General features: G+C 71.5%; 14 protein-coding genes and 2 pseudogenes. 6 read left to right on the top strand and 10 right to left on the bottom strand.

Annotated elements, in window-relative coordinates; genetic code table 11:
* Complete coding sequence (locus FB465_RS06810; RefSeq protein ID WP_145788512.1) at nt 1-939, bottom strand: motility-associated ABC transporter substrate-binding family protein; 939 nt, start codon at nt 937-939, stop codon at nt 1-3.
* A gap of 250 nt (nt 940-1,189) precedes the next feature.
* On the opposite strand from FB465_RS06810, the gene nicT reads away from it, so the two are divergent.
* On the top strand, nt 1,190-2,299 hold the full coding sequence (gene nicT, locus FB465_RS06805; protein WP_145788510.1) for a Nickel transporter NicT: 1,110 nt from the start codon (nt 1,190-1,192) through the stop codon (nt 2,297-2,299).
* A gap of 180 nt (nt 2,300-2,479) precedes the next feature.
* On the opposite strand, the pseudogene FB465_RS36760 reads toward nicT, so the two are convergent.
* Nucleotides 2,480-2,899, bottom strand: a pseudogene (locus FB465_RS36760) (NPCBM/NEW2 domain-containing protein); the annotation flags it as partial.
* 36 nt (nt 2,900-2,935) lie between these two features.
* Nucleotides 2,936-4,549, bottom strand: a pseudogene (locus tag FB465_RS06800) (NPCBM/NEW2 domain-containing protein); the annotation flags it as partial.
* A 552-nt stretch (nt 4,550-5,101) separates the two neighbouring features.
* Between FB465_RS06800 and FB465_RS06795 the strand changes: the two are divergent.
* Nucleotides 5,102-7,531 (top strand): endonuclease/exonuclease/phosphatase family protein, encoded by a 2,430-nt coding sequence (locus tag FB465_RS06795; protein ID WP_425461139.1) that lies wholly within the window; start codon nt 5,102-5,104, stop codon nt 7,529-7,531.
* A 77-nt stretch (nt 7,532-7,608) separates the two neighbouring features.
* On the opposite strand, the gene FB465_RS06790 is transcribed toward FB465_RS06795, so the two are convergent.
* Nucleotides 7,609-8,535: an SGNH/GDSL hydrolase family protein gene (locus FB465_RS06790; RefSeq protein WP_246192545.1), complete on the bottom strand. Its 927-nt coding sequence runs from the start codon at nt 8,533-8,535 to the stop codon at nt 7,609-7,611.
* Nucleotides 8,536-8,823: 288 nt separating this feature from the next.
* On the opposite strand from FB465_RS06790, the gene FB465_RS06785 reads away from it, so the two are divergent.
* A complete protein-coding gene (locus FB465_RS06785; protein WP_145788507.1) occupies nt 8,824-10,479 on the top strand; it encodes an FAD-binding dehydrogenase in 1,656 nt (551 codons plus the stop codon).
* Between the two features lie 50 nt (nt 10,480-10,529).
* Here FB465_RS06785 and FB465_RS06780 read toward each other — a convergent pair whose 3' ends face one another.
* Nucleotides 10,530-10,967 carry a CBS domain-containing protein gene (locus tag FB465_RS06780; protein WP_145788505.1) on the bottom strand — a complete coding sequence of 146 codons (438 nt, stop codon included), beginning with the start codon at nt 10,965-10,967 and terminating at the stop codon, nt 10,530-10,532.
* Nucleotides 10,968-11,132: 165 nt separating this feature from the next.
* Between FB465_RS06780 and FB465_RS06775 the strand changes: the two genes are divergently transcribed.
* Together FB465_RS06775 and FB465_RS06770 are read left to right on the top strand one after the other, a co-directional pair.
* Nucleotides 11,133-11,537, top strand: a complete 405-nt coding sequence (locus tag FB465_RS06775) for a (2Fe-2S) ferredoxin domain-containing protein (protein WP_145788503.1) — start codon at nt 11,133-11,135, stop codon at nt 11,535-11,537.
* A gap of 84 nt (nt 11,538-11,621) precedes the next feature.
* Nucleotides 11,622-12,395: an aminotransferase class IV family protein gene (locus FB465_RS06770; RefSeq protein WP_145788500.1), complete on the top strand. Its 774-nt coding sequence runs from the start codon at nt 11,622-11,624 to the stop codon at nt 12,393-12,395.
* A gap of 8 nt (nt 12,396-12,403) precedes the next feature.
* Here FB465_RS06770 and FB465_RS06765 read toward each other — a convergent pair whose 3' ends face one another.
* From FB465_RS06765 to FB465_RS06755, 3 genes are all read right to left on the bottom strand, one after another.
* Nucleotides 12,404-12,961, bottom strand: coding sequence for a PadR family transcriptional regulator (locus FB465_RS06765; protein ID WP_145788497.1), 558 nt, complete (start codon nt 12,959-12,961; stop codon nt 12,404-12,406).
* A 25-nt stretch (nt 12,962-12,986) separates the two neighbouring features.
* Entirely contained in the window at nt 12,987-15,005 is a 2,019-nt protein-coding gene (locus tag FB465_RS06760; protein WP_145788494.1) for an NADPH-dependent 2,4-dienoyl-CoA reductase, read from the bottom strand.
* An 82-nt stretch (nt 15,006-15,087) separates the two neighbouring features.
* Nucleotides 15,088-16,047, bottom strand: coding sequence for a LysR family transcriptional regulator (locus tag FB465_RS06755; protein WP_145788492.1), 960 nt, complete (start codon nt 16,045-16,047; stop codon nt 15,088-15,090).
* A gap of 79 nt (nt 16,048-16,126) precedes the next feature.
* Between FB465_RS06755 and FB465_RS06750 the strand changes: the two genes are divergently transcribed.
* Entirely contained in the window at nt 16,127-16,822 is a 696-nt protein-coding gene (locus FB465_RS06750; protein ID WP_145788490.1) for a type 1 glutamine amidotransferase domain-containing protein, read from the top strand.
* A 71-nt stretch (nt 16,823-16,893) separates the two neighbouring features.
* Here FB465_RS06750 and FB465_RS06745 read toward each other — a convergent pair whose 3' ends face one another.
* Both FB465_RS06745 and FB465_RS06740 read right to left on the bottom strand, forming a co-directional pair.
* Entirely contained in the window at nt 16,894-17,367 is a 474-nt protein-coding gene (locus tag FB465_RS06745; protein WP_145788487.1) for a Dps family protein, read from the bottom strand.
* Nucleotides 17,368-17,538: 171 nt separating this feature from the next.
* Complete coding sequence (locus FB465_RS06740; protein ID WP_145788485.1) at nt 17,539-20,457, bottom strand: glycoside hydrolase family 3 C-terminal domain-containing protein; 2,919 nt, start codon at nt 20,455-20,457, stop codon at nt 17,539-17,541.
* Nucleotides 20,458-20,485 lie beyond the last annotated feature (28 nt).

Raw genomic sequence — 20,485 nt, 5'->3', positions numbered from 1 at the left:
TCAGCTGGCCTTGCTGAGCCAGGCGGTGGCGTTGAGGGCGAGGGCGGCGTTGGTGCCGGCGGGGTCGTCCCAGCCGTTGTAGAGGGTGTTGCCGGACTGGCCGGTGCCGTCGTCGGCGGGGGAGCTGTCGCCCCAGATGGCGACCCGGCCGCTGCCGAAGGTGCTGGTGACGAAGAAGGCACCGGTGTTGCCGCTGTACCCGGTGCGGTACACCAGGCCCTTGACGGAGGAGTTGTCCGCGGGCTTCAGGGTGAAGGTGGTGCCGGCCCGCAGGATGGACCCGGTGACGGTGCCGAAGCTGCCGTGCAGGACGGGGTTGCTCGCGTCGCTGACGGCTCTCGGGTTGTCGGTGGAGATGTTCTTGAGGTCCACCGAGAAGCCGAAGGGGTCGGTGCTGTCGACGCTGTTGGTGGTCAGCAGGTCGTTGATGATCGCGGGGGAGTCCCAGCCGTCGTTGTTGCGGTCGCTCTGGGTGTGGTCGGAGATCAGGAAGAGCCCGCCGCCGTTCTGCACGAACTTCATGATCGCGGTCTTCTCGGCGGTGCTGAACCTGATGTTCGGCTCCGGGATCACGAAGGTGTCGAAGTTGGCCAGGTCCAGCGCCGCGCCGGTGCCGTAGCTGATGGTGGAGCCCGAGGGGAGCGTCTTGAGGCTGTAGGAGCCGGTCTTCTGCAGAGCGACGCCCCAGGCGGAGATCGCGCCGGTCCAGCTCTTCTCGGTGGTGGGGTTGGCGTTCTGGCCGAGCGGGTCGGGGATGCTGGTGCTGATGATCCAGTCGGCGTTGCCGGCCGTCTCGGCCTTGCTGTTGTCGAACAGCACCCGGTGCGGGGTGGCCGCGACGGCGGGGGAGGCGGGGGTGGCGAGGCCCGTGAGGGTGGCCGCCAGGACCGCCGAGGTGGCGAGTGCCGCCTTGGTGCGGATGTTACGAGAGCCGGTCATCTGCCGTTCCTCCGTGGGGAGTTGAGGTGTGTGGGGCAGGGGTATCCGCGCGTAGATCCGAGTATCCGCGCGTAGAAGGAGCGGCGAAAGCGTCCGGGGGTTACAGAAATTTGTACGGCACATGACGAGCGCCGGACGGGGCGCTCCGATATGCATGCGGGGGGCGCGTAGTTGCATATGACTTGCAACTACGGCCGAGTACGGGGAAGGATGGCCCAGCTCAGCAGCTCCGTACCCGAGAGGACCCTCCATGCCAGCGCCCAGCCGTCTTCGTGACCGGCTCACCCGCGACGAGTGGATCCGCCTCGCCGGGATGGGCGTCTTCATCCTCGCGCTGCACGTCATCGGCTGGTTCACCCTGCTCGCGGTCATCGCGCCGAAGCACTACGACGTGGGCGGCCAGGTCTTCGGCGCGGGTATGGGCCTGACCGCGTACACCCTGGGCATGCGGCACGCCTTCGACGCCGACCACATCGCGGCGATCGACAACACCACCCGCAAGCTGATGGGCCAGGGCAAGCGGCCGCTGTCCGTCGGCTTCTGGTTCTCGCTCGGCCACTCGTCCATCGTCTTCGGCCTCTGCGCCCTGCTGGCCTTCGGCATCCAGTCCCTTGCGGGCCAGGTCGAGTCGGACGGGTCCACCCTGCACGCGGCCACCGGCCTGATCGGCGTCAGCGTCTCGGGGACCTTCCTGGTGCTGATCGGCCTGATCAACCTCGGCGCCTTCAACGGCATCCTCAAGGTCTTCCGCAAGATGCGCGAAGGCGAGTTCGACGAGGCCGAGCTGGAGAAGCAGCTCGACAAGCGCGGCTTCATGAACCGCATTCTCGGCCGCGTCACCAAGGCCGTCACCAAGTCCTGGCACATGTACCCGGTCGGACTGCTCTTCGGCCTGGGCTTCGACACCGCGACGGAGGTCTCGCTGCTGGTGCTGGCCGGCGGCGCGGCGGCCTTCTCGCTGCCCTGGTACGCGCTGCTGGTGCTCCCCGTGCTCTTCGCGGCGGGGATGAGCCTGCTGGACACCATCGACGGCTCGTTCATGAACTTCGCCTACGAGTGGGCCTTCTCCAAGCCGGTCCGCAAGATCTACTACAACCTCACCGTCACCGGCCTGTCGGTGCTGGTCGCGCTGGTGATCGGCGTGATCGAGCTGATCGGCCTGCTCGGCGAGAAGCTGGACATCACCTCGGGCCCGATCGGCTGGATCGCCGAGCTCGACCTCAACCTGGTCGGCTATGCGATCGTCGGCCTCTTCGTGCTGACCTGGGCGGGGGCGCTGGCCTTCTGGAAGTTCGGCAAGGTCGAGCAGAAGTGGTCGGCGGGGCTGCGGGAGCCGGCTGCCGCCGTGGAGGGTGAGTAAGGCAGCCCGAGCCGGTTGCACTATCAGGGGCGCGGGGAACTGCGCGAGATCGGAAGCAACGGCCCGTAGCCTTCCGCCTCGCGCAGTTCTCCCCCAGCCTTCGGCCGGGAGGTGCCCCCACGCGCCCTGTGGCCGGCCCGAAGCCTCACCCGCCGGTGGCGCCCCCGGGCAGGGCCTGGCTCAGCTGCAGGTGAGCTGGGGCGCAGCCCAGTCCGCATGGTCGGAGGTGGCGCCGTCACCCCCGTCGGTGACCACCAGCCGCAGCTCGTAGCCGCCGGTCAGGTCGGCCGTCAGGTGCTTCGCGGCGTCGTTGAAGGTCAGCACGCCGCTGTCGGCGACCTTGGTGGTGTCCCGGTAGATCTGGAAGACCACCGAACCCTTGCTCGTCGACTCGTCGTCCACACCCACGTCCGTACCGAGGCCGGTGCAGGTGCCGCCGAGGTAGTAGCTGACCTCGCTGTAGGCGTGGACGCCCAGGCCCTTGGCGTAGGGCGCACCCTGGACGGTGAGGGTGCGGCCGTCGCCGGCGGGCTGCTCGCCGTTGCTGCGGTCACGCTCCACCGGGCCCCAGCCGCTGACGGCGGAGGTCCAGGAGAGGTCGCTGAGCGCGCGGGTGCCGGCCGAAGGGCCGTCGCCGCAGGCCAGCTTGGGGTTGGCCCAGTCCGCGTGGTCGTAGTTGATGCCGTTTCCGCCGTCGGTGACCACCAGCCGTAGCTTGGTGCCGCCGGTGAGATCGGCGCTCAGGTGCTTCGCCGGGTCCTTTCCGGTGAGCACCCCGCTGTCGGCGACCTTGGTGCCGTCGCGGTAGATCTGGAAGACCACCGAGCCGTTGCCGTTGACCTCGTCGTCCACCCCGACGTCGACGCCGAGGTTCTTGCAGGTGCCGCCCAGGTGGTAGGTGATGTCGCTCTGGGCATGGACGCCGAGGCCCTTGCCGTACTGGGTGCCCCGGATGGCCAGCGTCCTGCCGTCGCCCGCCGTGCTCTCCCCGTTGCTCCGGTCGCGTTCGACCGGTCCCCAGCCGTTGACGGCCGAGTTCCAGGTCAGGTCGCTGAGCCGGCTCAGCCCGCTGGGCGGCGGGACGGGGTTGCCCGGGGTGATCCTGAGCATCACCGTGCCGTGCGCGGGGACGGAGGCGCTGACGGCGCCTGTGGTCGAGCTGCCCGCCTTGGTCCACAGGTCCTTGACGGCGTACGAGGCCGCGCCGCCGATGCCGAGGTCCTGCACGGTGGTGGAGACGGTGGCGGTGGAGGCGTTCTCGTTGGTCAGGGTGACCGCCCGGCTGCCGTCCGCCAGCGGCTTGGACATCACCACCTTGCCGCCGGAGCTCGAGACCACGGTGCCCTGCCGTCCGAGCGGGTCCTGGTCGACGGCGATGACATCACTGTTCGTCAGGATGTCCAGGGTGGCCTGGCTCGCGCTGCGCAGGTCGCTGCCGATCAGCAGCGGGGCCGCCATCTCGGCCCAGAGGCTGAAGTGGGTGCGGTACTCGGTGTCCGTCATACCGCCGTTGCCGACCTCCAGCATGTCCGGGTCGTTCCAGGCGCCGACGCGGGCGTAGGGGGCGAGCGGCTGGTTCGCGTGGGCGATGCCCAGCATGCTGGACCAGGAGTCGCCGATGTCCCCGGTGGTGCGCCAGGAGTTGCCCACCGGCTGCGCCCAGTTCCAGGGCTGGCTGGAGCCCCACTCGCAGATGCTGTACAGGATCGGGCGGCCGGTGGCCTTCAGGGCGTCGCGCATCGCCGTGTAGCGGGTCAGGACGTCCACGCCCTGGTTGTTGCAGTTGTCGTACTTGAGGTAGTCCACGCCCCAGGAGGCCCAGAGGTTGGCGTCCTGCTGCTCGTGGCCGAGGCCGCCGGGGAAGCCCTGGACGTCGCAGGTCTTGCTCCCGGCGCTGGAGTAGATGCCGAACTTCAGGCCCTTGCCGTGCACGTAGTCGGCGACGGCCTTGATGCCGTTCGGGAATCGGACCGGGTCGGGGACGAGGTTGCCTGAGGAGTCGCGGTTGGGCAGCGCCCAGCAGTCGTCCAGGTTGACGTACTGGTAGCCGGCCGCCTTGAGGCCCTTGGTGACGAAGAGGTCGGCGATGCCCTTGACCATCGCCTCGTTGAACTCGGCCCGGCAGTGGGTGGAGTTCCAGTTGTTGAACCCCATCTGCGGGGTGACGGCCAGTCCGTTGTCCAGTGCCAGCGCGGGTGGGGCGGTGGCGAGCTGGCCGGCGGCGGCGAGGGCGCCGCCTCCGGTCAGCAGGGCGAGTGACGTGAGCGCGGCGGCCGAGCGGCGGCGCCAGGAGGTTCTGCGGGACGGCACGGTGCGGCTCCTGCAGGGTGGTGGGGGCGGGGCGCGAAGGCAACCAAAGCCCACGCGTTCCAACGGAATGCAACACATGAGAGCGGCGTTTCAGGTTCGCGTCAAGACTCCACGCAGGGTCTCCGGCCCACCTCCTGACCAGATCTGACGGTAGATCAGTCCACACCGGTGCAGTCCCAGTCGGATGTTTGAAAATGTTGATCCTTGGCAACGGCTGGCCACGGATGGGAGGGCGCGATGCCGGGCGGCGGCCGATGGTGCGCCAAGTGTTAACGAACGATGTCTTGTCGCGTCATTTTCTACGCGCGTATCTTGGGCCCGTCCGGCTTCGCCCGGCTCGTGATCTACGCGAGTAGTGCACCGTGCTGCCTTGCCATGCCCGCACTCTGATCCACCCTCAGCTCCCGGCGACCCCACGAGCGCCGGGGGACCTTGCTGCACCCTGACGCCGGGTCACCGTGATGGCCCGGCAGCCGAAGGAGTCCTGTCCCGGTGACCAAGTCCACCGCTCCCCGCCCCCGCTCGCGCAGAACGCTGCTGCGCGCGACGATCCTCCCGGCCGGCGTCGCGGCCTCCCTGGTTCTGGTGCCGCTGCCGGGCGCCGTCGCCGCGCCCTCGGCCGACGCGGTCATCGCCGAGGTGTACGGCGGCGGCGGCAACTCCGGTGCCGTGCTGAAGAACGACTTCATCGAGCTGGCCAACAAGGGCGGCGCCGCCTTCGGCCTGGCGGGCTACAGCGTCCAGTACATCTCCGGCACGCCCGGCGCGACCTCGAAGTGGGGCGTGACCCCACTGACCGGCTCGATAGCCCCCGGCGGCCGCTTCCTGGTCGCCGAGGCGGCGGGTGCGGGCGGCACGGTGGACCTGCCCACCGCCGACGCCACCGGCAGCCTCGCGCTCTCCGCCACCAGCGGCACCGTCGCGCTGGTCGAGGGCACCGACCCGCTCACCTGCAAGACCGCCGCCGACTGCGCCGCCGACCCGCACGTCCGCGACCTGGTCGGCTTCGGCACCGCCGTGGTCCACGAGGGCAGCGCCTCGGCGGCCGGTACGAGCAACACCACCTCGGTGGCGCGCGGTTCGGCCCTCGCCGACACCGACGACAACGCGGCCGACCTGAAGGCCGGTGCCCCGACCCCGACCAACTCCCTCGGGGAGACCTCCGACACCGGCGGCACCTCGACCGGCCCGACCGAGCCGGGCAGCATCCGGATCCACGACATCCAGGGCACCACCCGGGTCTCGCCCAAGCTCGGCAAGACCATCGCGGGCGTCCCCGGCATCGTCACCGGCGTGCGCACGTACGGCTCCAAGGGCTTCTGGATCCAGGACCCGAACGCGGACGCCGACCCGGCCACCAGCGAGGGCATCTTCGTCTACACCGGCAGCGCGGTGCCCACCGTCGCGGTCGGCGACTCGGTGCTGGTCACCGGCAAGGTGGGGGAGTACTACCCGGCCTACAACGGTGGCGGACAGTCCGTCACCCAGCTCACCAACCCGTCCGTCACGGTGCTCTCCTCGGGCAACGCGGTGCCCGCCCCGGTCGTGCTGAGCGGCGCCGACATCCCCGCGGCGTACGCCCCGGACGCGGCCGGCGGCAGCATCGACGGCCTGACCCTGCAGCCCGGCACGTACGCGCTGGACCTGTACGAGTCGCTGGAGGGCATGAACGTCCAGGTCGGCAACGTCCCCGTGGTGCAGGCCACCGACAAGTACAACGAGCTCTGGGTCGACGCCCGTTGCGAGGACGAGCGCAGCGAGCGCGGCGGCGTCGTCTACCTCGGCTACGACAACCCCAACCCCGGCCGGCTGATGGTCCAGTCGCTCACCCCGGTGGCCCAGCAGCCCTTCCCGGTGGCCAACGTCGGCGACCGGCTGACCGGCACCACCGCCGGCCCGCTGGACTACAACCAGTTCGGCGGCTACACCATCGCCGCGGGCAGCATCGGCGCGGTCCAGGACAACGGCCTGAAGCGCGAGGTCACCTCGCGGGCCCTGCCCAGCGAGGTCTCCGTCGCCACGTACAACGTCGAGAACCTCGACCCGAGCGACTCCGACGAGAAGTTCGCCCAGCTCGCCGAGGGCGTCGTCACCAACCTGCGGTCGCCCGACGTCGTGACCCTGGAGGAGATCCAGGACAACAACGGCCCGACCAACGACGGCACGGTGGACGCCGACGCCACGGTGGCCAAGTTCGTCGCCGCGATCAAGGCGGCCGGCGGCCCGGCGTACGACTGGCGCTCCATCAACCCGGTGGACGGCAAGGACGGCGGCGAGCCGGGCGGCAACATCCGCCAGGTCTTCCTGTTCAACCCGGAGCGGATCTCCTTCGAGGACATCGCGGGCGGCGACTCCACCACCGCCGTGGACGTCACCGGCACCGGCAAGTGGGCCTCGCTCACCGCCTCCCCGGGCCGGATCGACCCCGGCAACGAGGCCTGGAACAGCAGCCGCAAGCCGCTGGTCGGCCAGTTCCGCTTCCACAACAAGAAGATCTTCGTCATCGCCAACCACTTCAACAGCAAGGGTGGCGACCAGGGCCTGGACAGCCGCTTCCAGGCTCCGACCCGCAGCTCCGAGGTGCAGCGCGTCAAGCAGGCGACGGTCGAGCAGGCCTTCGTCGCCAAGCTGCTGGCCGCCGACCCGGACGCCCGGGTGGTCTCGCTCGGCGACTTCAACGACTACCAGTTCTCCCCGGCGCTGGCCACGCTCACCAAGGACGGCGTGCTGCGCGACCTGGTCAACGACCTGCCGGAGAGCCAGCGGTACTCGTACGTCTACCAGGGCAACTCGCAGGTGCTCGACCACATCCTGGTCAGCCCGGCGCTGAAGCACGTCAAGTACGACGTGGTGCACATCAACAGTGAGTTCGCGGTCCAGGCGAGCGACCACGACCCGCAGGTGGTCCGCATCAAGCCGTGAGGCCGACGCGCAGCGGGGGCACGGCCACCTCCCCGGCCGTGCCCCCGCTGCGCGCTCTTCCGGTCGGTGCCCCGAGGTCAGTGGCCCAGGGTCTTCAGCACCGCGCCCGCCAGCGCCTGCTCCCCGGTGGCGTTGGGGTGGAACGGGACGGCGGGAGAGCCCGGGAGGGCGCCCTCGATCCACCGGTCGTCCGAGCAGACGTCGTGCCCCTTGGTCGCGGCCATGGTGTCCACGTAGGTGGCGCCGTTGGCTGCGGAGGTGGCGGCCAGCATGGTGTTGAGCTTGCCGAGGATGCCGCGCAGGTAGGCGACGTCCCCGACGGTGACGGGCTGGCGGCCGAGGCAGTCCCACTCGTTGTCGGGGAGCACCGACGGGTAACCGACCACCAGGATCTTGGCGTTCAGGGCCTTGGCGTGGATGCGCTGCAGCGCGTCGGCGAGCTGCGGGGCCGCGGCGTCGATCCGGTTGACGAGGTCGTCCTCGCCGTACTCCCAGGCCCAGTGGTTCCAGTCCCAGTGCCCGTGGCCGTAGACGTCGTGGCAGGGGGTGCCCAGCGGGTTGACCACGGCGCCCGCCACGCAGGTCGCGATCACCTCGCCGATACCCAGGTCGGAGGTGCCGAGGTCGTTGCCGCCGATGCCCAGGGTGATCAGACCGGTGTCGGCCCTGACCCCGTCCAGCTGTGGGTCGTTCACCCGGATGAAGGCGTCGTACTGGGCCGAGGTGATCGCCTTGACCTTGGCGGCCGAGCAGGTGACGTCCGTGTACGTGCTGCTCTTGAGTGCGGCGGCCACCAGATGGCCGTAGTTGTGGTCGGATCGCAGGCAGAGTCCGGCCGACTGGCCGGGCACGCCGGCGCCCGCGGCATAGGAGTCGCCGAGCGCGACGTAGGAGCCCGCGCCCTCGGTGGCGTGGGCCGCGGGTGCGGTGAGAGCGGTGAGCGCGGCGGCCATGACCACGCCGCTGACCAGGGCGGACGTACGTTTCAGGGCAGGGCTGAGCACGGTTCCTCCTGGGGGAGAGAAACGGGTGGGGTGGGTGGGGGTGCAAGCCGGGCCACAGCTACTACTGATCGGTAAGTTACCGTCAAGTTACATGCGCGTCCAGATAATTGACCGGGGAATTTCCGAATAGCCGTCAGGCGTATTCGGAATTACGCTCCACCGCGTAGCGAAGGACATTCGGAAACGGGGTGGAGCGTAATTCGGGCGGCGGCTTGTTACCGGCCGGTTGACTGGCAGGTTGGCAGGCCGCAGAATCCGACACACCCTGCTGACCCTGGAGGACCGCCCGTGGCACTCGACGCCGACGTCATCGTCATCGGAGCCGGCCTCGCGGGCCTGGTCGCCACCGCCGAACTGGCCGACGCCGGACGCAAGGTGATCCTGCTCGACCAGGAGCCCGCGGCCTCGCTCGGCGGACAGGCGCACTGGTCCTTCGGCGGCCTCTTCCTGGTCGACTCGCCCGAGCAGCGCCGGATGCGCATCCGCGACTCCCACGAGCTCGCCTGGCAGGACTGGCTCGGCACGGCGGGATTCGACCGGGACGAGGACCACTGGCCGCGCCGGTGGGCCGAGGCGTACGTCGACTTCGCGGCGGGGGAGAAGCGTGCCTGGCTGCACGCGCAGGGCGTGCGGTTCTTCCCGGTGGTCGGCTGGGCCGAGCGGGGCGGACTGCTGGCCAGCGGGCCGGGGAACTCCGTCCCGCGCTTCCACATCACCTGGGGCACGGGCCCCGGTCTCGTAGAGCCGTTCGCCCTCCGGGTGCGGGCCGCCGCCGCCCGCGGGCTGGTCGACCTGCGCTTCCGGCACCGGGTCACCGGCCTGGCGGCCACCGGCGGGGTGACCGACACCGTCAGCGGCGAGGTGCTGGTACCGAGCACGGTCGACCGCGGCGTGGCGAGCTCGCGCGAGGTGGCGGGCTCCTTCGAACTCCGGGCGCAGGCCGTGATCGTCACCTCGGGCGGTATCGGCGGCAACCACGAGCTCGTACGCAAGGCCTGGCCCGCCCGGCTCGGTACGCCGCCCGAGCGGATGCTCTCCGGCGTCCCCGCGCACGTGGACGGCCTGATGCTCGACATCGCCGGTGCCGCCGGCGGCCATCTGATCAACGGCGACCGGATGTGGCACTACACCGAGGGCATCGAGAACTGGGACCCGATCTGGCCCAAGCACGGCATCCGCATCCTGCCGGGGCCGTCCTCACTCTGGCTGGACGCGCGCGGGCGGCGGCTGCCCGTACCGCTGTTCCCCGGCTTCGACACGCTGGGCACGCTCGAACACATCATGACGACCGGTTACGACCACACCTGGTTCGTCCTCACCCAGAAGATCATCGAGAAGGAGTTCGCCCTCTCCGGCTCCGAGCAGAACCCGGACCTGACGGGCAAGAGCATCCGCGGGGTGCTCGGCCGGGCGCTGCCCGGGGCCACCGGGCCGGTCGAGGCGTTCAAGAAGCACGGCGCCGACTTCGTGGTGGCGGACGACCTCGGGGAGCTGGTCCGCGGCATGAACGCGAAGGCCCCCGAGGCCCTGATCGACGAGGCCGAGCTGCGCCGCGAGATCGAGGCCCGGGACCGCGAGATGGCCAACCCCTTCAGCAAGGACCTGCAGGTCACGGCCATCCACGGAGCCCGCCGCTACCTCGGCGACAAGCTGATCCGCACCGCTGCCCCGCACCGCCTGCTCGACCCCAAAGCGGGCCCGCTGATCGCCGTCCGGCTGAACATCCTGACCCGCAAGTCGCTCGGCGGGCTGGAGACCGACCTGTCCTCCCGCGTCCTGCGCGCCGACGGCTCGGTGCTGGACGGCGTGTACGCGGCGGGGGAGGCGGCCGGCTTCGGCGGCGGCGGGGTGCACGGCTACCGCTCGCTGGAGGGCACCTTCCTCGGCGGCTGCCTCTTCTCCGGCCGGGCGGCGGGGCGGGCGGCGGCCGAGGCCACCGGATAGCGCGCACGGCGCCCGGCACGGGGTGTGCCGGGCGCCGTCTCCGCGGTGGTTCAGCGCATCATGTAGACGCTGTCCATGAATTCCAGGATCTGCTGGTCCGTCACCCGGCTGCCCTCGCGGTGGCCCATGGCGAGGTCGGCCTCACTGATCATGCCGACCAGCTTCTTCTCGCTGTCGATCACCGGCATGCGGCGGATCTGGTGCTCTTCCATCTTCTTCAGCACGGTGTCCATGTCGTCATCGGCGCGGACGCAGTGCAGATGGCCGCCGAGGTCCATCGCCTTCATCATCGACGGGTCCTTGCCCTTGGCGATACATTTGGTGACGATGTCACGGTCCGTGACGATGCCCTTGAGCAGCTGGTCATTGCCGCAGATGGGGAGGGCGCCGACGTTCATGTCGGCCATCATCTTGGCGGCCTCCATCAGGGTCTGGTCCTGCCCGATGCACTTGGCGCCGGCGTGCATGATGTCGCTTGCCTTGAACACGGAAACTCCTTCGTGACCGCTCCGGAGCGGAAGCGGAATGTGATGGTGCGATCACCATATGCAGCCGGGCGGAGGCTCGCGACAGGGATCTTGAGCCGGTGGGGCAGAATCTGGTGATCATGGGGGCGCGGTTCCGCGACCCCGGAGCCTGTCGGAAGGAAGCTGATGGCCCGTCGTACCCGCAAGGAGCCCGCCGCCCCGGCCGCACCGGTCACGGTCACCGTCTGCCGGGGCTGCTGCTGCGGTGTGGCGGCCAAGCACCCGGGCGTCGACCACGCCGGGCAGCTGGAGCGTCTGAGGGAGGGCGTCGGCGACGCGGGCAAGGTCCGGGCGGTGCAGTGCCTCGACGCCTGCGACCACTCCAACGTGGTGGTGGTCAGCCCCTCGGCCGAGGGCCGGGCGGCGGGCGGCCGCCCGGTGTGGCTGGGGTGGGTGCTGGCGGACGACATGCTCGACGAGATAACCGCCTGGGTACGGGCCGGCGGGCCCGGCCTCGCCGAACCGCCGGGGACGCTCGACCTGCAGGCCTTCGCGGTGTCGCGCCGGGTCCGGGAGGGCCTGCCGGGCTGACGGCTCGGCGGGTCCGGCGGCTCGGCCGCGACGGCCTGCCGAGTCGGCGCCGGGATCGCCCCGGGCGGGTGACATGCTGGGCACATGGCGGAACTGAACGGCCGGCCGGTGAGGTCGGCGGAGCTCCAGACCCTCGCCCTCACCAACTACGGCCACTTCACCACGATGCGCGTCGAGGCGGGCCGGGTACGCGGGCTCGGGCTGCACCTGGAGCGGCTCGTACGGGACTGCCGGGCGGTCTTCGGGACCGAGCTGGATCCCGAGCGGGTACGGGCGTACGCGCGGCGCGCGGTGCCGGGCGACGGGCCGGTGGTCGTCCGGGTGACCGTCTTCGACCCGGCGCTGGACGTCGGGCACATCGGGGCGGACGCCCACCCCCGGGTGCTGGTGACCACACGTCCGGCGGGCAGTCTGGCGCTCCCGCCTCTGCGGGTCCGCTCGGTGCGGTACCTGCGGGACCAGCCGGCGGTGAAGAGCGTCGGCCTCTTCGGCGCACTGCGGCACCGGCGCGAGGCGCAGCGGGCGGGTTTCGACGACGCCCTGTTCGTCGACGCGGAGTCGGCCGTCTCCGAGGGCGGCACCTGGAACATCGCCTTCGTCCGGGGTTCCCAGGTGGTCAGGCCCGACGCGGACTGCCTGGTGGGCACCACGATGGAGCTGTTGCAGCAGGTCCGTCCGGGTGCCACCGAGCGGGTGACGCTGGAGCGGGCGGCCGGGTTCGACGCGGCGTTCGCCACCAACGCCGCGATCGGCGTACGGGCCGTCAGCGGGCTGGACGGACTGGCCTTCCCCGCCGACCACCCGGTGATCGCCGAGCTCGCCGGGGAGTACGCCGCACTGCCGGGCGAGCTGCTCTAGACGACGGGTCAGGAGGCCTCGGGCGACTGGTGGGCGGTCGGGCTCCCGGGGGCTTCGAGGGCCTTGGTGAGCCACTCGATCCAGAAGGTCTCCAGGCCGATGCCCGCCTGCAGCACGAGGTGCTGCAGGCGGTTCTCGTCGGCGGCCTTCTCGACCGGGAAGTCGCGTTCCTCGATCTCGGTGTACTCGGCCAACTGTCGTCGGTGCAGGGCCAGATGGCGCTGCAGCTCGGTGTCGAGCCCCTGCGTTCCGACCACCGCCGCCGCCCGCAGGCGCAGCAGGAGAGGTTCGCGGATGGGCTTCGGGTCCTGGCTCTCGGCGACCCAGCCGGTCAGTTCCTCGCGGCCGGCCGGGAGGACTTCGTACTCCTTGCGCTGTCCACGGGACGGTGCCTGGGGCAGGGCTCTGATGAGCCCTGCCTGCTCCAGCTTCCCCAGCTCGCGGTAGATCTGCTGGTGCGTGGCGGACCAGAAGAACCCGATCGACCTGTCGAAGCGCCGCGTCAGCTCCAGCCCCGACGACGGCTTCTCGAGCAGGGCGGTGAGGATCGCGTGCGGCAGGGACATGGGGCCAATCCTAGGCTCGGGCCGGTCAGATGACCGCGGCGAGCTCGGTCCCCTGGCGGATGGCCCGTTTGGCGTCCAGCTCGGCGGCGAGGTCGGCACCGCCGATGAGGTGGGGCGTGAACCCTTCGGCGACCAGGGCCTGGTGGAGGTCGCGGCGGGGCTCCTGGCCGGTGCACAGCACGACGGTGTCGACGGCGATGACGCGGCGTTCACCGTCGACGGTGAGGTGGACACCCTCGTCGTCGATGCGGTGGTAGGTGGCGCCCGCGGTCATGGTGACGCCGCGGTGCCTGAGCTCGGTCCGGTGGATCCAGCCGGTGGTCTTCCCCAGCCCGGCCCCGACCTTGGTGCTCTTGCGTTGCACGAGGTGGACCGTACGGGCCGCCGTGCGCCGCCGGGGCTCGCGGAGCCCGCCGGGCGTACGGTGCTCGGGGTCCACGCCCCACTGCGCGAGGAAGACGTCCGGGTTGAGGGCGGCCTGCTCACCCGGGTCGGTCAGGTATTCGGCGACGTCGAAGCCGATACCGCCCGCGCCGAGGATCGCGACCCGTTCCCCCACCTCGGCCTTGTCGCGCAGCACGTCCAGATAGCTGAGCACGCTGGGGTGGTCGACCCCGTCGATCTCGGGGGTGCGCGGGGTGACGCCGGTGGCGAGGACGATCTCGTCGAAGCCGTCGGCCAGGGTCTCGACGGTGACGGCGGTGCCGAGGCGCACGTCCACCCGCTGGACGGCCAGCTGCGTGCGGAAGTAGCGGATCGTCTCCGCGAACTCCTCCTTGCCGGGGACCTGGCGGGCGATGTTGAGCTGCCCGCCGATCTCGTCGGCGGAGTCGAAGAGGGTGACGGCGTGCCCGCGTTCGGCGGCCGAGACGGCGAAGGCGAGGCCGGCGGGGCCGGCGCCGACCACGCCGATGCGCTTGCGCCGCCGGGTCGCTGAGAGGACGAGCTCGGTCTCGTGGCAGGCCCTCGGGTTGACCAGGCAGGAGGTGATCTGTCCGCTGAAGGTGTGGTCGAGGCAGGCCTGGTTGCAGCCGATGCAGGTGTTGATGGTCTCGGCCCGGCCGCTCCGGGACTTGGCGACGAAGTCCGGGTCGGCCAGCAGCGGGCGGGCGAGGGCCACCATGTCCGCGTAGCCCTCGGCGATCAACTCCTCGGCCAGCTCGGGGGTGTTGATGCGGTTGCTGGTGACCAGCGGGATGCCGACGGCGCCCATGACCTTCCTGGTGACCCAGGTGAACGCGCCGCGCGGGACGGAGGTCGCGATGGTGGGGATGCGCGCCTCGTGCCACCCGATGCCGGTGCTGATGATCGTGGCGCCCGCCGCCTCGATCTCCCGGGCCAGGGTGACGACTTCGTCCAGGGTGGACCCGCCCGGGATGAGGTCGAGCATCGACAGGCGGTAGATGAGGATGAAGTCCGGGCCGAGCCGCTCGCGGACCCGGCGGACGATCTCGACCGGGAAGCGGATGCGGTTGCGGTACTCGCCGCCCCAGCGGTCCTCGCGCCGGTTGGTGGGCGCGGCGATGAACTCGTTGATGAGGTAGCCCTCGGAGCCCATGATCTCGACGCCGTCGTAGCCGGCGAGCCGGGCCAGTTCGGCGGCCCGGACGAAGTCCTCGATGGTCTGCTCGACCTCTTCGTCGGCGAGGGCGTGCGGGGTGAAGCCGCTGATCGGCGCCTGGATCGCGGACGGGGCGACCAGGTCGGGGTGGTGGGCGTACCGGCCGAAGTGCAGGATCTGCATGGCGATCCGGCCGCCCTCGCGGTGGACGGCGGCGGTGACGGCGGCGTGCTTCTCGGCCTCGGCCTCGGTGGTCAGCTTGGCGCCGCCGGACCACGGGCGCCCCTTCTCGTTGGGGGCGATCCCGCCGGTGACGATGAGCCCCACACCTCCCCGGGCTCGGGCCGCGTAGAACTCGGCCATCCGCTCGAAGCCGTTGGGGGCCTCCTCCAGGCCGACGTGCATCGAACCCATCAGCACCCGGTTGGGCAGCGTGGTGAAGCCCAGGTCGAGCGGGCTCAGCAGGTGGGGGTACTCGCTCATCCAGCGCCTCCTCGCGCGAAGTCGTCGCCACACGGTAGGCCGCTCCACCCTCACTATGCAACTAGTTGCACAATCGATTGGGTCACCAGGACCGGGCAGCCCCGAGGAGGTGCTCGCGGACCATCGCCAGCTGCGGGATGCCGACGGTGCCCGCGCGCTGGGCGAGAAAGGCGGTGTTGATGGGAGGATCCGCGGGGTCCAGCAGCGCCACGAGTGCCCCGGAGGCCAGCTCGTCCCTGCAGAGATAGCGCGGCAGGACGGTGATCCCGGCCCCGGCCACCACGGCGGACAGCACGCCGCGCAGATCCGGGACGACCACGGCCGCCGGCCCGGTCAGGCGGGTGCCGAAGACGTGCCGCCAGTAGCGGCGAGCGATGGGCAGGTCCTCGGCATAGCTCACCAGCGGCGCTCCGCGCAGCGCGGCCGCGCCCTGCCGCGCGACCTGCTCCGGGCCGATCCGCGCGGCCCAGACGGGCGAGGCCACCAGGACGAACTCCTCGTCCATCAGCGGGACGGCGGCGAGGGCGCGGCCCCGAGGCCGGGTGGTGGCGAGCACCAGGTCGAAGTGGCCCGCGCGCAGCCCGTCGAGCAGCTCGTCGGTGAGCCCGGTGGTGATCCGGAGCCGCAGGCCGCGCTCCACCAGCGGCGCCAGGGCGGGCAGCACGCGGACGCACAGCAGCTCCGCGGGGCCGGCCAGGTGCACCGGCTCGGCAGCCACCGTCCCGCCGGGGCGGCCCCGCTCGGCCACCGCGGCAAGGGCGTCCAACGGACCCGCCACCTCCGTAGCGAGCTCCTCGGCCACCGAGGTGGCGGCCACACCCCGCGGCAGCCGTTCGAAGAGTGGGCGGCCCAGCTGCTGCTCCAGGGCGCGCACCTGCGCGGTCACGGTCGGCTGGGAGAGCCCGAGCAGGCGGGCGGCGGCGGTGAAGGACCCGGAGCGGTGCACCGCGAGGAAGGTCCGCAGCAGGGTGAGGTCCAGGGGAGAGCCGGCGCGGCCGTAATCCGCAGGCTCCTCGGAGCCATCGGAAATCCTATGGGTCATGCAGGAGAGCCTATTGGATTCCGATGGATCGGCGGCCTACGGTCGAGATCGCACCGAGACCGCGCTCCGAGGAGATGTGATGGCAAGGATCCTGTTTGTGATGACCGGCGCCGAGTACTGGACGCTCGCCGACGGAACCAAGCACCCGACGGGGTACTGGGCGGAGGAGGTCGTGGTGCCGTACCGCGCCCTCACCGAGGCCGGTCACGAGGTCGTCGTCGCGACGCCCGGCGGCGTCGTGCCCGTGGCGGACGCCGCCAGCCTCACCCCCGAGGTGAACGGCGGGCAGGAGGGCGCGGACGCGGTGGCCGCCTCGCTCGCGTCGATCACGGCTCTGCAGCACCCGCTCAAGCTGGCGGAGGTGGACCTGGCTGACTACGCCGCCGTGTTCTACCCGGGCGGGCACGGCCCGATGGAGGACCTCGCCGTCGACGCCGACTCCGGCCGGCTGCTGACCGCCGCCCTGGACTCTGGCAAGCCGCTCGGCGTGGTCTGCCACGGCCCCGCCGCGCTGCTCGCGGCCCAGCGTCCTGACGGTACGTCACCGTTCGCCGGCTACCGGCTGACCGGGTTCACCAACGCTGAGGAGACCCAGGCGGGGCTCGCCGAGAAGGCGAAGTGGCTGCTCCAGGACCGGCTGGTCGCCCTCGGCGCGGACTTCCGGGAGGGCGCGCCGTGGGCCCCGAACGTGGTCGTCGACCGCAACCTCACCACCGGCCAGAACCCGGGCTCGTCCGGCGCGGTCGCCGCTGAGCTGCTCAAGGTGCTGGGCTGACCCGACACGCCTCGACCGGCCCGTTGCCCCGGCTCTGCCGGTGGGTGACGGGCCGGCCCGGGTTCGGCTCGTCAGGCGGTGTTCTCGGCCTGGGCCATCCAGGAGTACTTCTCCAGGTCGGCGGTGAGGCCGATCAGGATGTCCTGGGTGACCGGGTCAGGGCCGCCGGTGGCGTCGATGCGGGTGCGCATCCGGGTGATCACGGCGCCGAGCGCGTGGACCAGGGTGCTGACGGTGGCGGAGTCGGCCACCGCTCCCTCGGGGGCGGTCGCAATGCCGCTGGTCGCGGCCACGGTCTTGGCCCGCCCGTCAGGGGAGATGCCGATCGCGGCGGCCCGCTCGGCGACCGTGTCGGCGTGCCCGCGGGCCAGCACGACCACCTCGTCCAACTGAAGGTGGACGGACCGGAATCGCGGGCCGACCACGTTCCAGTGCAGCTGCTTGGCCACCAGTGACAGGTCGATCAGATCGACCAGCGCGCCCTGGAGCGCGTCGCCCACCACCTTGCGATCGGTGTCCGGCAGCGGGCTCTTGATTCCGTACATCGGCTCTGCTCCTCCTCGGCTCGACTCCGTCGGTCAGCATGGCACAGAGAGGGGCAAAACGGTCATAATGCTCGCTGTCAGGTCGCGCTCAGAGGCTCCGCCAGCAGGTGCAGCGATCAGGATCGGGCATCCCAGGGGTCGGCCCGGTGCCTCACCTCCTGGCGGGAGCCCTCAGCCAGCGAAGGCGATCTCCGCCAGGCGCAGCTCCCCACGCAGCGTCAGGCGGAGGTCCTGGACGCCGGATACGGGCTCCGTGAGATCGACGGTGACGTCCGTCCAGGCGTGCCGGCCGCCGGTCGGCGGTACCGGCGCGGTCGTGACCGCGCCGCCCACGTGGATCTCGACGCTGGCCCCGCCGGGCGCGGTCCGTGCGACGGTGAGCGTGACGCTCGTGGCACCGCTGCCGAAGTCCGTGTCCTGGAAGAGGAGTTGCCCGAGTGCCTGGCTCGCGACGGCCTCGCCCTCGGCCGGTGTGCGGTCCACCAGACGCACGCCGGAGCTCGCGTCGAAGTCGCGGGCCAGGACGGGGGACCGGAGCGCCGGGCGTGGCTCCGGGGCCGGTCCGGTGAGGGTCAGCTCGGCGGTCGAGCGCAGGTCGGCGCTGGAGGCGCCGGCCCACAGGGTGTACCGGCCCGGGTCGGTGGTCCAGCGGCCGTGTGCCACGTCCCAGTGGCCGAGGGCGGCCACCGGCACCCGGAAGGTCAGTACGCGCTCCTCGCCGGCCGCCAACTCGACGCGCTGGAAGTCCTGCAGACGACGCAGCGGGGTGGGCACCCGGGAGTCGAGCGCGTGCGAGTAGAGCTGGACCACCTCCGCGCCGTCCCTGGCACCGGAGTTGGCGATACCCAGCGTGACGACGGCCTCCGAGCCGTCCAGCACCGCCGCCAACTCCCCGTACCGGAACGAGGTGTAGGAGAGCCCGTGCCCGAAGGGGTAGAGCGGTTCGTCCTCCAGGTAGAGGTACGTGGAGCGGTTCGCGATGATGTCGTAGTCGAGCAGATCGGGCAGTTGCTGCCCGGCGCGGTACCAGGTCTGCGGCAGGCGGCCGGCGGGGGAGTGCTCACCCAGCAGGACGTCGGCGAGCGCGCGGCCGCCCTCTTGGCCGCCGTGCGCCGTCCAGAGCACGGCGGGGACCTCGCGGTCGGCCCAGTCGACGGCGTACGGGTAGCTGCTGACCAGGGCCAGCACGGTGCGCGGATTGGCGGCGCGGGCGGCGCGGAGCAGCTCCTCCTGCTGCGGGGGCAGCGCGAGGTCGGCCCGGTCCTCGGTCTCCCGGCCGTTGATGTGGGGGTCGTTCCCGGCCACCACGATCACCACGTCGGCCTCCGCGGCGATCCGTGACGCCGCCTCGGCCCCGGCCGAGACCGTACGGACGACGAAGGGCTCGGCGAGCTCCCTGGAGGGTGCGTACGTGGTGACGGCGCCGCTGCCCGCCGCGACCGCGACCCAGTGGCCGCTGCCGAGGTGCTGGATGCGGACCCGGCCGTCCTCGCCGCGCTCCAGGCGGAAGGTCTCCTGGACGACCCACTCGTCGGGGTGCCCGGCGGTCGCCGCGAGGATTCCGTAGTCGTCCTTGGTGAGGTAGCGGCCGTCGTGCGCCTGCAGGGTGGTGACGCCCTGGCCCCAGTCCTGGACGGCGAACTGCTCGGCGGGGCCGACCTGGTGGCCGGTCGCGGCCAGCAGGCCGTCGGCGGAGGTGCTGAGGTAGCCGCCGGTGCTGGTGGAGCGCAGGGCGATCCGGTCCAGCCCGTCCGTGTACGTGACGGCCTCGGCGCCCAGGCGCTCGCGCAGGGCGTCCAGCAGGGTCACGCGGTAGGGCAGCGAGCCGCTGTACCAGTCGCGCAGCACGTCGTCGCCGAGCGGCCCGACCACGGCGATCCTCGCGTCGGCGGGCAGCGGCAGCAGGTCGCCCTCGTTGCGCAGCAGGACGACGGCCTGCCGGGCGGCCTCGCGAGCCGGCGCCCGGTGGTCCGCGCAGGCGATGACCTCCTGGCCGGTCGCCGCGTACGGGTCGAGCTCGGGGTCGAGTTCGCCGACCATGATGCGCAGGGCGAGCCGGCGGGAGACGGCGGCGTCGATGTCGGCCTCGCTGATCAGGCCGCGCTCCAGTGCTTCGGTCAGGCGGCCGACGGTGACGGGGGAGTCGGTGCCGTGGTCGGTGAAGCTGTCCACGCCCGCGCGCAGGGCGGCCGCGTGGCCCGTCGCGTGGTCGGGGTACCAGCGCTGCGCCGCGACCAGGTTGGACGGCGCCTCGGCGTCGCTGCAGACCAGCAGGCCGTCGCCGCCCCGCCACTTCCGCAGCTCGTCGGCGATGAGGGGCGAGACGTGCGCCGGGCGGCCGTTGACCAGGTTGTACGAGGGCATCACGGCGGCCACCGCACCGGCCTCCACCGGGCCCCGGTAGCAGGGGAGTTCGTACTCGTTGAGGACCCGGGGGCGCAGGTCGCCGGAGGTCGAGGTGCGGTCGTTCTCGTTGTTGTAGCCGAGGAAGTGCTTCAGCGTGGGGGCCGTCCGCCAGTACACGGGGTGGTCGCCGCGCAGGCCGCGGGTGAAGGCGGTGGCGAGTTCGGCGGTCAGCAGCGGGTCCTCCGCGTAGCCCTCCTCGTTGCGGCCCCAGAGCGGGTGGCGCAGCGGATTCACCACGGGGGCCCAGACGTTGAGGCTGACCGGTGCGCTCCGGCCCTCGCGCGGGGGCCGCTCGTGGAAGGCGCGTACCTCGGTGCCGACGGCCTCGCCGACCCGGCGCAGCAGCTCGCGGTTCCAGCTCGCGCCCAGGCCGACGGCCTGCGGGAAGGAGGTGGCCTCGCCCAGCCAGGAGACGCCGTGCAGGGCCTCGGTGCCGGTGACGTGCGCGGCCAGGCCGAGCCGGGGGATCGCGGGCGCGTGCTGGTGCAGCAGGGCGATCTTCTCGGCGAGTTCGAGGCGGGAGACGAGGTCCTTGACCCGCTCGTCCAGGGGGGAGCCGCGCGTCTCGGTACGGGGCGTCGGGCATGGGGTGGTCCTCCGGTGCGGCGCTGGCGCTTCATGAGTTTCTTCGGAGCTTGTCGATCGAAGCGCTTCGAAGTTCGCAGCGAAGCGGGCCGCTGTCAAGGCGTCCGACGGCGGGGAGCCGGCCCGT

Source organism: Kitasatospora atroaurantiaca, assembly GCF_007828955.1.
GTDB lineage: Bacteria > Actinomycetota > Actinomycetes > Streptomycetales > Streptomycetaceae > Kitasatospora > Kitasatospora atroaurantiaca.
The sequence above is the reverse complement of the archived record's forward strand: the minus strand, read 5'-3'. Positions and strand labels throughout refer to the sequence as shown.